This is a genomic window from Tepidimonas sp. (assembly GCF_029335975.1).
Lineage (GTDB): Bacteria > Pseudomonadota > Gammaproteobacteria > Burkholderiales > Burkholderiaceae_C > Tepidimonas.
This window is the reverse complement of sequence record NZ_JARJMT020000072.1, coordinates 1-13874: the sequence shown is the minus strand read 5'-3', so window position 1 is coordinate 13874 and position 13874 is coordinate 1. Positions and strand designations below refer to the sequence as shown.

The following is a 13874-nucleotide window of genomic DNA, read 5'->3' as shown; positions in this document are numbered from 1 at the left end:
GAGCGGCTTCAGGCCAAATACTGGAACAGCGACAGCCGCTGCACCTGCGCATACGAGGACAAACCGGCCTGGTAGGCCAACTGCTGGGTCTGAAAGCGCGAGATGGCCTCGACCATGTCCAAGTCGGTGAGTTCGGACTGCTGCTCGATGTGGTAGTCCTCGCGCGCCTTGAGCGCCGCCTGCACCGCATCGGCCCGATTGAGCCAGTCACCCAACTGCCCACGTGCAGCGAGCACGGCATCCAAGCGAACGCCCAGGTTGGCGTTGGCCTGGCCCAGTTCGCCAGCCAATTGGGCTGGCGACAATCCGTTGTTTCTGAGCGCGATGATGGCGCGATCGAGCGTTTCCCAGATGCTGTCGTTGGCCTGCGTTCCCGAGGGGCCGAAGATCCGCTCACCATCGAGCACATGGGGCAAGGAAGTCTCGGTCGGCGCACTTTGGCCTGCGAGCCCCTGCCACTGCACGATCCGGTTGTCGTTGCCATAGGTTTGGGGGGCCGGAGCAACGGCACTCTCCACAAATGGCTGTGCACCCGCGCTGATCATTCCCTGGCCCATGAACAGCGGGCGGCCCAGGGTGTCCTGCGTGTTGGACAGCGCCAAGATGCGCTCGCGCAGGCCTTCGAGCTCGTCCGCGAGCGTGTTGCGGTCATTGGCGTTGAGCACGCCGTTGCCACCCCGCACGATCAGTTCCTTGGCGCGAAGGTAGAGATCATTCACCGTCCCCAGCGTGCTTTCTGCGAGTTCGATATTGCGCCGCGCGGCCTCCAGGGCACGCTGATCGGACTGGATGCGCTGCATGCGGGCCTGCTCGCGCTCGGCCAAGGCGGCGGCCGTCGGGTCGTCGCTGATGCGGCGCACGCGCTTGCCGGAGGAGAGCTGATCCTGTGCCTCGGCCAGCTGCGCGCCGCGCTGCTGCAGCCGATTGATGGTACTGTCGTAGCTATAGGCTGTGGCCACGCGGAAAACGGCTGTCATGGTGGGCCTCGTCAACGGAAGGTGCTGATCAGCGTGTCGAAGATGGACTGCACGGTCTGCAGGTATTTGGCAGAGGCCTGATACGCCTGTTGAAACTGCAGCAAGCGCGCTGCCTCCTCATCCAGATTAACGCCAGCCTGATTCGCGCGACGCCGTTCGGCGTCGTCGGCCTGCGCCTTGGAGAAGCTGGCACGCGACTGGGCTTCGTTGACGCGCGAGGCGAGATTGGAGAAAACGGCCACATAGCCCTCCGACAGCTTGACACTGCCATCGAACATGACCTGATCGCGCAGAGCCAGCATGGCTTGGGCATTGCTGCCGTTGAACGCTACCCCCGCAGATGGCGTGTTTTGGAGCGTAAAGACATCACCCCCGTTGGGCTGGCCGCGCAGCGCGATCTTCACCTCTACCGTATTGGCGCCCGAGGTGTAGGTAAAGGTCATGGGTTCGCCCGGCGTATAAGTCACGGACGCGGGCGCAAAACCCGCCAGGGCAAAGGTATTCGGTGCGGTGAATGTGAGGTTGGCCGGCAACGCTGGCATGGCCCACGAGCCCGCCGTGACGGTGGCCGTGACGGCTTCGATGGTGGCGTTGCCGGTGTTGGGTGTCCCCAAGGAGAGGGACAGGCGACCAGCCGCCGCCAGCTCTGCCGGCCGCGACAACGCCATGCGCAGGGAGCGGGCAGCCGTGGCCCCGGGGGACAGGACGATACGGTCACCGGCAGCGGGCGCACCGCTTTGGCTGAGCGTCATGCCTTCCAGGGTATAGCCGTTGACCGTCACCGCCGCGGCCGGGTTGGCTTGCCAGCCGGCCCCGTTCCAGTACCATCCATCGGCGCCCCGCCGAATGCGCGCATCGGTGGCGCTGGTGAACTCCAGGATGTAGTCGTCGGCTCTGAGCGCCGTGGGATCCAAAACGGCGGCCGTAACGCTGCCACTGCCTGTGTTGCTGGCCGCCGGCTTGCCTGCCAGGGTGTCGAAGGCCAGCAAATCCGTCCCGCCCAAGCCGAGCAGATTCAGGCCGCTTTGCTGCTGCCGATTCACCGTCGTCGCCAGCGCCAGCGCCATGCGGCCCAGTTCGGCCTGGGTGCGGATGACGTCGCGGTTGACGAAATCCAACAGGCCTTTGAGTTTGCCTCCGCTGACGAACTCGGCTGGCACATCGTAGGCGCTTGCCCCTTGCACAAACTGCAACTGAATCTGGCGATCACCATCGAGGTCGGCGCGTGCGACACGCAGCTCCGCGGCTCGGTTGCCCAGCGCCAGCGGCAAGCTGCCGGCCACGAATACCGACAGCGTGCCATCGTCGGCGCGCAGCGTGGTCACCTGCACCTGCTCATTGAGCTGAGCGATCAGGCGGTCGCGCTGGTCGAGCAGATCGTTGGGGCTGGCGCCCGTGCCCTGGACGCGCGCGATGCTGCCGTTGATGCCGGCGATCGCCTGCGCCAACCGGTTGATCTCCTTGGTCATCTCGGTGGCCTGCAGGCGCGCGCCGGTGGCAATGTCGTCGATGCGCGCTGCGCCGTCCCGGATGCGCGCGGCCAGCGCATCGAACTGGTCCAGCACCACCTGCCGTGCGGCACTGTCGTTGGGGCTGGAGGCCACGTCGGTCCAAGCATTGAGCGCATCGTTGAGCTGTTTGCCCAGGCTGCCCTCGCCCAGCGGAAAGAGCGACTCGACGCCCTGCAAATATTGCAAACGCGCCTGGTCGGCAGCCGCAGTGGCACGGGTGAGGTTGGACTCCCGCGTCAAAAATGCGTCATAGCCTACCCGAGCCACCGTCTCGATCTGCACCCCCTTGCCAAAATAGCCGCTGCCCAGCTGCTGGCCGGGCACCGAGTTGAGCTCTACGCGTTGGCGCGTGTAGCCCTCGGTGTTGGCGTTGGCGATGTTGTGGCCGATGACCTGCAGCACGGCCTGGTTGGTGGTCAGGGCGCGCGTGGCGATGTTGAGGGCGCTCATGCCAGCCTCCTATCCCCTTCAGGCCAACGCCCGCTGCAATTGCAGCGTGGTGTTGATGACGCGGGTCAGCTTGGCCGCATACTGCGGATCGGTGGCGTAGCCGGCCTGCTGCAGTTGCTGGGCAAACCCCTGCGGCGAGTGCAGATTGCGCAGCACCGCCTGGTAGCGCGGGCTACCGGTGATCAACCGCGCGTAGTCGCGAAATGCATCGGCGTAGCTGTCGTAGGCGCGAAAGCGCTGCACCATCTTGCGCGGCTGACCATCCACATACTCGGTGGTGGTGATTTCGGCGACCTTGCCGGTCCAGCCCGGACCCGCTTTGATGCCGAACAGGTTGTGCGAGTTGCCGCCGTCGGCGGTGCGGATCTCGCTGCGGCCCCAGCCGGTCTCGTGGGCCGCCTGGCCGATCATGAAGGCGGCCGGGATGCCCGTTTCGCGCTGCACCTGCTGCGCCACGCTGCGGTGCTGCTCGACGAACGCAGCCTGCCGCGCCGTCGGGTGCGGCGCCGCCCCAGCGCTGGGGGTCGGCGCCGCAGCGGCGGTCGCAGGCGCAGCAGTGCCATCAGCCGCGCGCGGCCGCGCAGCGGGGTCGATCTGCTGCTGCAACTGGCGCTCGATCATCTCGCTCAAGCCCCCCGGCAAGCCGGTCATCTTGACGGCCCACTGCTCATCGAGCAGGTCCGTACCCAGGTCGCTGCCTTCGCTGTCCATCAGGCCGCTTTTCATCGTCGCCTCGCGCATGGACTTGAGCAGTTCGCGCATGAACAGCGCCTCGAACTGGCGGGCGGTCTCCTTCAGCGCCGCTTTCGGGTCGCGGCCGGCGGCACTTTTGAGGGCGTCGAGGCTGCGGGCATCCGCCGCCAGCCCGCGCGCGGCATCGGCCCCGAGCGTAAAGCGCACATCGGCCACCATCTCAGATCACCTCCAGCTCGGCTTTCAGCGCCCCGGCCGCCTTGAGCGCCTGCAGGATGGCGAGCAAATCCTGCGGCGTGGCACCCAGCTTGTTGAGCGCGCGCACCACATCCGCCAGTTGGGCGGAGGCCTCCACCTCGATGACCTTGCCGCCGTCTTGCTGAATTTGGATGTCAGCTTTTTCGGTGACGACGGTCTGCGCGCCCGCAGGCGCCAGCGGCGGCGGCTGGCTGACCTGAGGTGTGGAGCTGATGCTGATGGAGAGATTGCCGTGCGCGATGGCTGCCGGCGCGAGCTTGACCGCCTGGTTGAGCACCACCGAGCCGGTGCGGGCGTTGAAGACGACGCGCGCGCTCGGTGTGGTCAACTCCAGCGGCAAATCCTCCAGGCTGGCCAGAAACGCCACGCGCTCATTGGGGTCGCGCGGGGCGCGCACCTGCACCGTGCGGCCGTCCAGCGCCTGCGCGGTGGCGTCGCCGATGGCGCGGTTGATTGCCGTGGCCACGCGGGCAGCGGTCTGAAAATCGTCGGCTTGTAGCACCAGCGTCACCGATTCACCCAGTAACAGTGGGGTCGGTACGCTGCGCTCCACCAGCGCCCCGTTGGGGATGCGCCCGGCGTTGAGGTGGTTGACCGTGACACTGCTGCCCCCGGCGGATGCGCCAGCGCCGGCCACGACCAGATTGCCCTGGGCCAGCGCATAGACCTGGCCATCCGCCCCGCGCAGCGGGGTTTGGATCAGCGTGCCGCCGCGCAGCGACTTGGCGCTGCCCACCGACGATACCGTCACATCGATAGTCTGCCCAGGGCGGGCGAAGGCTGGCAGCTCAGCGGTCACCAGCACCGCGGCCACGTTTTTTGGTTGTGCCGTCACGCCCGGCGGCAGGCTGATGCCCATTTGCTGCATGAAGTTGGCGAGGCTGCGGGTGGTGTAGGCATTGTTGCCGTCGCCCGTACCGTCCAAGCCCACCACCAGGCCGTAGCCGACCAATTGGTTGCTGCGCACACCCTGCACCGCCGCCACGTCCTTGACGCGCGTGGCTTGCGCCGGGGCCGGCATCAGGGCCCAGGCGGCCATGATGGTCATGGCGGCCAGCAGCCCACGGGGGAGAAACGTCCATCGGTTCATCGCATGTCACCTCGTGAACCGATTGTGGAAAAACTTTAGAACGGCAAAAGCGTTAAAAAGAACCGGGCTAACCAGCCAAATGTCTGCGCATCGGCTGGCGCCCCGCGGCCGCGCGAGAGCACGCGCACATTGGCCACCTGGGTGCTGGGCACGACGTTGCCGGGCTGGATGGCGCGCGGATCCACCGTGCCGCTGAACTGCAGCACATCCACCGCTTGGTTCACCCCGATCTGCTTTTCGCCGATGACGACCAAGTGGCCATTGGGCAGCACCTCGGTGACCACCGCAGTGATGGAGCCGCGAAAGGCGTTGCTGGCCTCGGTCTTGCCGTCGCCCTTGAAGGTATTGCCGGACTTGGCACCCGCGGTCAGATCGCCCAGGATGGAGGCGGGGGCAAACGGAAAGGCCGAAACGCTGGCCCCGAGGCTGCTGTCGCGCTTGACATCGGTCTTGGCGCTTTGCGAGGCGGTCAGCGATTCGGTGATCTGGATGGTCAACACATCACCCGGCATGCGCGCACGGTGATCCTCGAAGCCGGGCCGGTAAGCCACCGCAGTGTAGAGCGAGCCGTTGGGCACCTCGGCTGCGGCCGGCCGCGCCTGCGGGTAGCGAATACCGTCTTCGGGCGGCTTGGCCAGATCCACATCCGGAATCTGGGACAGCGATGCGCAACCGCCCAACAGGGTGGCGGCGGCGACGGCAAGCAAGCGGCGGGCGGCGTTCATCGCAGGGCTCCGATGTCGGGTACAGGGATCACAGCTGCGTCAAGCGCTGCAGCATCTGGTCGGAGGTGGTCACGGCCTTGGAGTTGAGCTCGTAGGCACGCTGCGTCTGGATCATGTTGACCAGCTCCTGCACGACGTTGACGTTGGAACTCTCCAGATAGCCTTGCAGCGTCTGCCCAAAACCGTCCGCCCCCGGGGGCCCTTCGATGGGCGCACCCGAGACCGGCGACTCGCGAAACAGGTTTTGTCCGGTCGGCTCCAGCCCGGCGGGGTTGATGAATTGCGCTAGCGTGATCTGCCCGATGGTCTGCACGGCGTCGCCCACGGTAGCGGTCACCGTGCCGTCCTTGCCAATGGTCAAGGAACGGGCATTGGGCGGCACCTGGACAGCGTCGGCCAATGGATACCCCTGGTTGGTCACCAACTGCCCCTCGGCATTGAGCTTGAAGCTGCCATCGCGCGTGTAAGCGGTGCTGCCGTCAGGCAGGGTGATGCGAAAAAACCCGTTGCCATTGATCGCCACGTCCAGATTGTTGTCGGTTTGCTGCAGATTGCCCTGGGTATAAGTCCGGGCCGTAGCCACGGTGCGCACCCCCAAACCGATTTGCAGCCCTGTGGGCAGTTCAGCATTCTCGGCAGCGTTGCCGCCCACTTGCCGCAGGTTTTGATAGATCAGGTCCTCGAACAGCGCCGTGCTGCGCTTGAAGCCGGCGGTGGCCACATTGGCCAAGTTGTGCGAGATGACATCCAGCTGCGTCTGCTGGGCCTGCATGCCCGTCTTGGCGATGTGCAGCGAATTGATCATGGCGGTCTCTCCGGTTCAAAGGAATGGGCGAGCGGGCTTTTAGGCGTTGAGGCTGAGCAACTGTGCGGCGCTCTGATCGTTTTTCTCGGCGTTTTGCAACATCCGCATTTGCGCTTCGTACTGGCGCGTGGCTGCGATCATGTCCACCATGGCCTGGATGGGGTCGACATTGGAGCCCTCCAGCATGCCATCAACCAGCGAGGCGTTTGGGTCGGCCGGCAGGGGCTGACCGTCGCCGCCCCGGAATAGCCCGTCCTCGCCACGCACCAATTTTTGGCCCGCCTCCGGGGTCACCAGCTTCAGGCGTCCGACCTCCTGCGGGGCCTGCTCGCCGACCTTGGCGGTGACGGTGCCGTCGCGCCCGATGCGGACCTGCGCCCCCTCGGGGATGGTGAGCGGCGCGCCCCCTGTGCCCAGCATCGGCAGGCCATTGAAGCCGACCAGGTTGCCCTGCGCATTCACCTGCAGCGCGCCGGCCCGGGTGTAGGCCTCGGTGCCATCCAGGGCCTGGATGGCGAAAAACGCATGGCCGACCGCGGCCACATCCAGCGCACGCCCGGTGTTTTGCATCGGCCCCACCTTGTCCAGGTAGCCCGGCGTCGCCTCCAACGCATGCACCCGGGTCGTCGTGCCCTCGCCCCGCAAGGGCACCGCGCGAAATGTCGAGAGTTCCGCCCGAAAGCCGGTGGTGGTGACGTTGGCCAGGTTGTGCGCGATGACCTGATGCCGCTGCATCGCCGCGGACGCCCCGGACAGCGTGGTGTAGATGACGCGGTCCATGACTTACCCCTCGCGACCTCAGCGCAGATTGACCAGGGTCTGCTGCACCTGGTCCTGCGTCTTGATCGTCTGCGCATTGGCCTGGTAATGCCGCTGCGCCACGATCATGTTGACCAACTCCTGCGTCAAGTCGACATTGGACTCTTCCAGGGCACCGGAGCGGATTAGGCCGAAGCGGCCGGATTGTGGCTGCCCCTCGATCGGGTCGCCAGACGATGCTGTCTTCTGCCAATAACCGCCATTGATGGGCTCCAATCCCTGCACATTGCGAAATCGTGTCAACATCACCTGCCCATTTACTTGCGATTCTCCATTGGAATAACGCGCAGTGATCTTTCCATCCTCCGCAATGCTGATCGACGTCAGCTCTCCAGCTGAATATCCATCCTGCCGAAGATCGAACACCGAGAATTTCGATCCGTATTGAGTCAGCGTATAGGGATAGTTCGCCGTGCCGTCACCAAATTTTATCGGAACATTCGTCAAAGCCGCAGATGGCGCAGTTCCATTGTATGCATTGGCCGGAATGGTAAATGTAATCGGCGGCGCCGCCGTGGGCTTGCCGTCCGGCCCAAATGTGATCGTCCCTGAACCCAGACCAGTGGTCGTTCCGCCAGTATCTGTCATTTCAGCCAAGACGTGCCACGTATTCGGCGTCGAATCGTCTTTAACGAAATAAATTTGCACTGGAATAGCAACACCCTGTTGATCATAGACATTGAGTGAAGTTCCGTAAGTCTTCAAGGTATCGGCTATTGGAGAAACGGGCATCCCAGTATTCTGCCCCGGCGCAGCCGCATCCAAATTGGCTGTTATAAAAATACCTTCATCCGAGTTCATTGCCGGATTAACCCCAGTGGGCCTGGGCTCAATGATCCCACCCGTTGGCAGCTTCAAATCGCTGGTCACCACCGAGATCGGCTTACCCAAGATGTCCGTTTGATAACCCTGAAGGCGCGCCCCATTGTTGGTCACAATGTAACCATCCTTATCCAACTTGAATTCACCATTACGGGTATAAGCCGTCGACCCATCAGTCAGAGTCACCTTGAAAAACCCATCCCCATTGATGGCCATATCGAGGTTGTTGCCGGTAATCTTGATATTACCCTGGGTAAAAAGCTGCGCCACATTGGCAACACTCACACCAATCCCGCCATTACTGCCGCCGCTGGCACCAATGCTGGCAGCATACACCTCGGCAAACTCCGCCCGGCCAGCCTTCATCCCGGTGGTATTGGCGTTGGCGATGTTGTGGCCGATGACATCGAGGTTCTTGCTGGCGGCATTCAATCCAGACAAACCGGTTCCGAAACTCATGGTGTGCTCCTCGTCGGGCAATCAACTAAGGGATCAAAGAAAGGCCAGGACCTGGTCATAAGCCAGGGTACCACCGTCCGTGCGCAGGCGCAACGCACCCTCGACCACGCCCACGGACTGCACCTTGTGCAGCGCCAGTGGGGTGGCTGCGATGGACTGCCCGCCGCCCGTAGCCGTCACACGCAGCGTGGCCACGCGGCTCGGATCCACGGTTCCGAGCGGCCACTCGAACGTCTGCAGTCCCGCCCCGCGGCCGCCCAAATCAACAGTGCCCAGCACCTCGCCGGCGCTGCTCAGAATCTCGACATTCACGCGGTCAGCGGCGCCGGCCAGGTTGAATACGCCGCGCGCCTTGCCGTCGGCTACGACCATGCCGTTGCCTTCGCTCGCCACCTCGCGGCCCACGAGCTGGGCGCCTTGAATGCCGCTGACCATGCCAAACTGCGCGGCCAGGCTCTTGAGCGTCTCGTTGACCTGCTGCAGACCCACCACTTGATTGATCTGCGCCATCTGGGTGGTCATCTGGGCATTGTCCAATGGGTTGAGCGGATCCTGATTGTTGAGTTGAGCGACGAAGAGCTTGAGAAACCGCTCCTGCGCAGCCTTGGGGTCGGCTTGCTCGGCGCGCGTGCCGCCGCGGTCGTTGTAGGCGTCGATTTCGCTGCTGCTCAAAGGGGTCATGAACATGGCGTCTGTCCTTGGATGTAAAGCGTCACTGCCCCATCTGCAGGGTCTTCAACAACAGCGACTTGGCGGTGTTCATCACCTCGACATTGTTTTGATACGAGCGCGCGGTGGCGATCATTTGAACCATCTCCTCCACCGGATTGACGTTGGAGTAGGTCACATAGCCCTGCGCATCGGCGCTGGGATGGTGCGGGTTGTAGACGCGGCGGTTGGGCGCTTCGCTTTCCACCACCGTCTTGACTTTGACTCCCGCCGTCGCGGGCTCGCCCATCGGCACGATCTGGAACACCACCTGCCGCGCCTTGTAAGCCTGCCCGTCGGGGCCGGCTACCGCGTCGGCATTGGCCAGATTGCTGGCCACGGTATTGAGGCGCTGGGCCTGGGCACTGATCGCGCTACCCGAGACATCGAAGATGCGAAACATCGACATGGCAACCTCCAGATCACTGGCCTTGGATGGCGCTGAGCATGGTCTTGACATGCCCGTTGATGAAGCGCAGCGTCGATTCATACTGCACCGCGTTATCGACGAAGTTGGCCCGCTGCTGATCCAGATCCACGCTGTTTTGGTCCAGCGATGGCTGGGTCTGCACGGTATAGGCCAGCTTGGCTCGGTCGATCACGCCTGCAGCACTGTGCACCATCGTGCGCAGATGCCGCGGATGGCTGCCCGCCAGCGCGTCGCTGGCCGACGGGGACGAACGCTGTGTGGCAGCGCGCGCCGCTTGCAGGGCGGAGCGAAAGTCAAAATCCCGTGCGACATAGCCCGGGGTTTCCGCATTGGCGATATTGCTCGCGATGACCTGCTGGCGATAGGCACGCAACTGCAGCGCCTGTCCCAGCAGGTCCATACGCTCGGTCAGTCGGTTCAACATAGCGGCCTCGGCGGTTGGCGTGACGAAAATGAACGTGCATCCGAAGGAGGATCCGGGCGGTGTCGCGATCCCGTCGTTCGTTGAGCGCATTGTCAAAAACTTGAGGGCGCACAAAGCCGCAATAAGCGCCCACAGGGCTGCGCATTTCGGGCGATTGCGCGGGGGCCGTTGGTCTACAGTGGGTCTGTGATCTGCTTGGCCCTATCCTCCCCTACACGCTGGCGGCAAGCGATGGCAGCCGGCTTGGCGACCGCCGTGTGGTGGGGCGCTGGCCTGGCACACGGGCAGACCCCGCCGCCCGCCGCGGCGGAATTGGGCTCCGCCCCGTGGCGAGCGCAAATCGGCCAATGGCTCAACGGCGAGGTAAGGGATCAACTGCGCGAGGGTGCCCTGCCCGTGCCGCTGCGGGCAGAGATCGAAGTGGGCACCCTGGACAGCCGCCTGCGCTTGGCCCCCTGCCAGCGGGTGGAACCCCATCTGCCCCCCGGCACCCGGTTGTGGGGCCGAAGCCGCATCGGGCTGCGTTGCACCGACGGGCCAGTGGCATGGAACGTCTTTCTGCCGATTTATGTGCGCGTCTGGGGACCCGGCTGGGTGCTGCGGCGCCCAGTGGCGCGTGGCGAGACGCTGACCGCCCAGCACGCCGAATCCACTGAAGTGGAATGGACCGCCCACCGCGACAGCGTGCTGGTCGCGCCCCAAGACTGGGTGGGGCGTGAAGCGGTCCGCGGACTGGCTGCCGGACAGGTGCTGCGCAGCGGGTTGGTGCGCACGCCCCCCGCCATGGGTGTAGGCAGTGTGGTGCGGGTACGGATTGAAGGGCCAGGCTTTGCCGTCACCACCACCGGCGAAGCCCTGGGCGAAGCCCGCGTGGGCGGACCTGTGCGGGTGCGGCTGACCAACCGTCGGGTACTGACCGGCACCGTGCTGGACGCCCAGACGGTCTCGGTTCCCTTGTAAATCCCCACAAACTTTTCAAAAAGGGGTAAAGTCCGCGCTCAGCCTGTCGATAACGCTCTCAGAAGACCTCCGGTGCGGGGTCTGGAGAGTGCCATGAAAGTCAATAACTCGCCTGAATCCAAGTTCGGCCTACCGACTCCGGTGCCCAAGCGCACCGCGGAGGGGGTGAGTTCGCCCGCGACCCGCAATGTGCCGACGCCTACCGAGGCGGCCAGCGCCAGCGTCAAGTTTTCCCCGGTCACGCAAGCCATGACCAACGGTGTGGCGCGGTCTGGTACCGACAGCTTCGATGCCGCCAAGGTAGAGGCCATGCGCGCGGCAATCCAAAACGGCAGTTTTTCGGTGAATGCCGAGGCGATTGCCGATAAGATGCTCAGCAGCGCCCGCGAACTGCTCGGCGTGGCTGCATCCGGGGCGCGCCGTTCCGGTTGATGGCGCCCCATGGCCGATGCTGACTGGAGATCCGCCCTCGAAGGATTGCGTGATCGAATCGATCAGACCTTGCAATTGCTGACACGGCATGCCGCTGGTGAGCTGGATGCGGATGCCTGGGCAGCCGCTTGCGCCGACTTGGCACAAGCGTTTTTGGCGGTTCGGCCGATGATACAGTCGCATGCGCCCGCCCACCGCCCCGCGGATGTGGCGATTTTGCTGGCCGATATCGGCCAGCGGCTGCAAACCCTAAATGACCTGCAGGCCCGACTGTCGGGTGCATCGCGTCACGCCTTGGCGCAATTGCTGCCTCAAGACGATCTGCAAGCCTACACCCGCTTGGGGCGACAGCACCCTGGCCGTACTGGCGTGGGCGGCTACGGCTGACCCCTGGCCGCCGCCCGGGTCAATGCTCACGCAGGCGGGCGCGCAGGCGGGCAACCGCCTGTGAATGGAGTTGGCTGACCCGCGACTCGGTCACCCCCAGCACGGCGGCGATCTCTTTCAGATTCATGTCGTGCTCGTAGTACATGCTCATCACATACTGCTCGCGCTCGGGCAGCTTGCCAATCGCCTCGACGAGCGCCGCGCGCATGCGCTGGTCGGCCAGGATGTTCTCCGGGTTGTGTTCACCGTCGTCGGGCAAGAAGCGATCCAAAAATCCCTCATCCTCTTCGCTGCGGCCGCCCAAATCCTCCAGGTAGACGAGCTGCGTCCCGCGCATGCGGGCCAGGGTGTCGTGGTAGTCGGCCAGCGACATGCCCAACTCTTGTGCGATCTCGGATTCTTTGGGCGGGCGCTGCAGGCGCTGCTCGAGCCGATGGATGGCCGCCTCGATGTCTTTTTGCAACTTGCGCGAGCCGCGCGACATCCAGTCCGCATCGCGCAACTCATCGAGCATCGCTCCACGGATGCGCTGGCTGGCAAACGTTTCGAACTGCACCCCCATGGATGGCTCGTAGCGGGCCAGCGCCTCGGTCAGACCGATCATGCCCACCTGGATGAGGTCATCGATCTCGACGCTGGCCGGCAGACGCGCAATCATCAAGTGGGCCAGCCGATGCACCAGAGGCGCGTATTGCCGCAACTGCGCATCTCGATCGAGCGTGCCCTTGGGCGTATACATCAACAACTCCGACGGTCGAATCGGCCGGGGCGGTGCTACCGGGCAGGACATCAGCATGGCCGCCGTCCATCCTCTGCGCCGCCAGGGACATCCAGCGTCCATGCAGCGTCCAGTATCTTGTACAGCACCGCCTCCCCTTCTGGCTTGGCCGATGGTTGCTCATGATACCCCAGCCGCCACGCGGCTGGTATCCATGCCAGGTGGGTGTGACAGGTGCGCTGTAACGCGGACAGCGCCGCATTCAACGGCGCCGGCGCGCGACCGCCAGCCCTGTCTTCTCGGCTTTCCATCTCATCAGGCAGGGCCACCACGACGGGCTGCAATCCGGCCTGTCGCAAGACCTTGAGGGCGCGGTAGGCGGATACCAGCGCAGCAGGCTGGGCGGTCAACGCCACGAGCGGCCGCCCCCCTTCTGCAGGCCACCAGGATACGGTGGTGCCGGCTGGCGCGTGCCACAGCCAGACGCTGCCCGCCTGCGCATGGTCCTCGGGCCATGTGCCGGGCGGCCCCTCGACCACGGCGGCCGCCACCCCGATCGCCTCGCACCCCTGGCGCAGGCGCCACAACAACTCCAGCGAGGCCGAGCCCCGCTCGGTCGCCACCACCGCCAGCACGCGGGTGGGGGGCTGCAGGTTCCACGCCAGCAGGCCAGCAGCCTGGTCGTGCACGGGCTCAAGCATGTGCAGCCCCTTCGGGCTGCCAGCCCGTGTGTATCGGATCCGCAAAGAAGAAAGACAGCTCCGCCGCCGTGGGGTCGAACGCCGACTTGCCATGCCCGCCCATGGACATACGCACCAGGGCAGCGGCATCTGGGCGCTGCCAGTCTTCCGGCACACGCTGGCCAGTGCTCAGGCCACGCAGCACGACCTGGTGGCGAATCAGCGCATCCACGGCAGGCCCCAGCTTGGCGGCCTCATCCAGCTTGGACAGAATCACGCCGTGCAGCGGGGTCTCCCGATAGGCTTGGAACACCTCATCGAGTGTGTCGCCATGACTGCCGGCATTGACCACCAACAGCTTGCGGATCTGCGGCGCTTGCAGCAAGGCCATCATCTCCTGAATGCGGGGGTCTTTCTGACCCAGACCGGCGGTATCGATGATCACCATGCGCTTGTTGGCCAGCAGTTCGAGCAGGTCCTGCAGCGCGGCACGGTCATGCGCCTGGTGCGCAACCACCCCCAGCAT

The 13874-nt window shown here is 64.7% G+C and carries 16 protein-coding genes and 1 pseudogene; 3 read left to right on the top strand and 14 right to left on the bottom strand.

The window, feature by feature from the left end; genetic code table 11:
* Window positions 1-8 precede the first annotated feature (8 nt).
* Genes P3W97_RS03980 through flgB form a run of 11 tightly spaced genes read right to left on the bottom strand, consistent with a single transcriptional unit; the run spans window position 9 to window position 10171 of the window.
* Window positions 9-977 (bottom strand): flagellin, encoded by a 969-nt coding sequence (locus P3W97_RS03980; RefSeq protein WP_300843992.1) that lies wholly within the window; start codon window positions 975-977, stop codon window positions 9-11.
* An 11-nt stretch (window positions 978-988) separates the two neighbouring features.
* The gene (flgK, locus tag P3W97_RS03975; protein ID WP_300843990.1) at window positions 989-2938 is read right to left on the bottom strand and encodes a flagellar hook-associated protein FlgK; all 1950 of its coding nucleotides are present in this window, start codon (window positions 2936-2938) and stop codon (window positions 989-991) included.
* Between the two features lie 18 nt (window positions 2939-2956).
* Window positions 2957-3850 carry a flagellar assembly peptidoglycan hydrolase FlgJ gene (gene flgJ, locus P3W97_RS03970; RefSeq protein ID WP_300843988.1) on the bottom strand — a complete coding sequence of 298 codons (894 nt, stop codon included), beginning with the start codon at window positions 3848-3850 and terminating at the stop codon, window positions 2957-2959.
* Window position 3851: 1 nt separating this feature from the next.
* Window positions 3852-4979 carry a flagellar basal body P-ring protein FlgI gene (locus P3W97_RS03965; RefSeq protein ID WP_300843986.1) on the bottom strand — a complete coding sequence of 376 codons (1128 nt, stop codon included), beginning with the start codon at window positions 4977-4979 and terminating at the stop codon, window positions 3852-3854.
* A gap of 35 nt (window positions 4980-5014) precedes the next feature.
* Window positions 5015-5704 carry a flagellar basal body L-ring protein FlgH gene (locus tag P3W97_RS03960; protein WP_300843984.1) on the bottom strand — a complete coding sequence of 230 codons (690 nt, stop codon included), beginning with the start codon at window positions 5702-5704 and terminating at the stop codon, window positions 5015-5017.
* A gap of 28 nt (window positions 5705-5732) precedes the next feature.
* A complete protein-coding gene (gene flgG, locus P3W97_RS03955) occupies window positions 5733-6509 on the bottom strand; it encodes a flagellar basal-body rod protein FlgG (protein WP_300843982.1) in 777 nt (258 codons plus the stop codon).
* A gap of 39 nt (window positions 6510-6548) precedes the next feature.
* Window positions 6549-7289 (bottom strand): flagellar basal-body rod protein FlgF, encoded by a 741-nt coding sequence (flgF, locus tag P3W97_RS03950; RefSeq protein ID WP_300843980.1) that lies wholly within the window; start codon window positions 7287-7289, stop codon window positions 6549-6551.
* An 18-nt stretch (window positions 7290-7307) separates the two neighbouring features.
* The gene (gene flgE / locus P3W97_RS03945) at window positions 7308-8609 is read right to left on the bottom strand and encodes a flagellar hook protein FlgE (protein WP_300843978.1); all 1302 of its coding nucleotides are present in this window, start codon (window positions 8607-8609) and stop codon (window positions 7308-7310) included.
* 33 nt (window positions 8610-8642) lie between these two features.
* Window positions 8643-9296: a flagellar hook capping FlgD N-terminal domain-containing protein gene (locus P3W97_RS03940; RefSeq protein WP_300843975.1), complete on the bottom strand. Its 654-nt coding sequence runs from the start codon at window positions 9294-9296 to the stop codon at window positions 8643-8645.
* Between the two features lie 25 nt (window positions 9297-9321).
* Window positions 9322-9726 (bottom strand): flagellar basal body rod protein FlgC, encoded by a 405-nt coding sequence (flgC, locus tag P3W97_RS03935; protein ID WP_300843973.1) that lies wholly within the window; start codon window positions 9724-9726, stop codon window positions 9322-9324.
* 13 nt (window positions 9727-9739) lie between these two features.
* On the bottom strand, window positions 9740-10171 hold the full coding sequence (flgB, locus tag P3W97_RS03930; RefSeq protein ID WP_300843971.1) for a flagellar basal body rod protein FlgB: 432 nt from the start codon (window positions 10169-10171) through the stop codon (window positions 9740-9742).
* A gap of 195 nt (window positions 10172-10366) precedes the next feature.
* On the opposite strand from flgB, the gene flgA reads away from it, so the two are divergent.
* The 3 genes from flgA (at window position 10367) to P3W97_RS03915 (ending at window position 11950) form a co-directional block, all read left to right on the top strand.
* The gene (gene flgA / locus P3W97_RS03925) at window positions 10367-11131 is read left to right on the top strand and encodes a flagellar basal body P-ring formation chaperone FlgA (RefSeq protein WP_300843969.1); all 765 of its coding nucleotides are present in this window, start codon (window positions 10367-10369) and stop codon (window positions 11129-11131) included.
* Window positions 11132-11224: 93 nt separating this feature from the next.
* Entirely contained in the window at window positions 11225-11563 is a 339-nt protein-coding gene (gene flgM / locus P3W97_RS03920; protein ID WP_300843967.1) for a flagellar biosynthesis anti-sigma factor FlgM, read from the top strand.
* A gap of 9 nt (window positions 11564-11572) precedes the next feature.
* Complete coding sequence (locus P3W97_RS03915) at window positions 11573-11950, top strand: hypothetical protein (RefSeq protein WP_300843965.1); 378 nt, start codon at window positions 11573-11575, stop codon at window positions 11948-11950.
* 19 nt (window positions 11951-11969) lie between these two features.
* Here P3W97_RS03915 and P3W97_RS03910 read toward each other — a convergent pair whose 3' ends face one another.
* The 3 genes and pseudogenes from P3W97_RS03910 to P3W97_RS03900 form a co-directional block, all read right to left on the bottom strand.
* Window positions 11970-12689 carry an RNA polymerase sigma factor FliA gene (locus P3W97_RS03910; protein ID WP_300843963.1) on the bottom strand — a complete coding sequence of 240 codons (720 nt, stop codon included), beginning with the start codon at window positions 12687-12689 and terminating at the stop codon, window positions 11970-11972.
* Between the two features lie 50 nt (window positions 12690-12739).
* Window positions 12740-13369, bottom strand: a complete 630-nt coding sequence (locus tag P3W97_RS03905) for a hypothetical protein (protein ID WP_300843961.1) — start codon at window positions 13367-13369, stop codon at window positions 12740-12742.
* Window positions 13362-13874, bottom strand: a pseudogene (locus P3W97_RS03900) (flagellar biosynthesis protein FlhF); the annotation flags it as partial. The pseudogene P3W97_RS03900 and the gene P3W97_RS03905, both read right to left, overlap by 8 nt.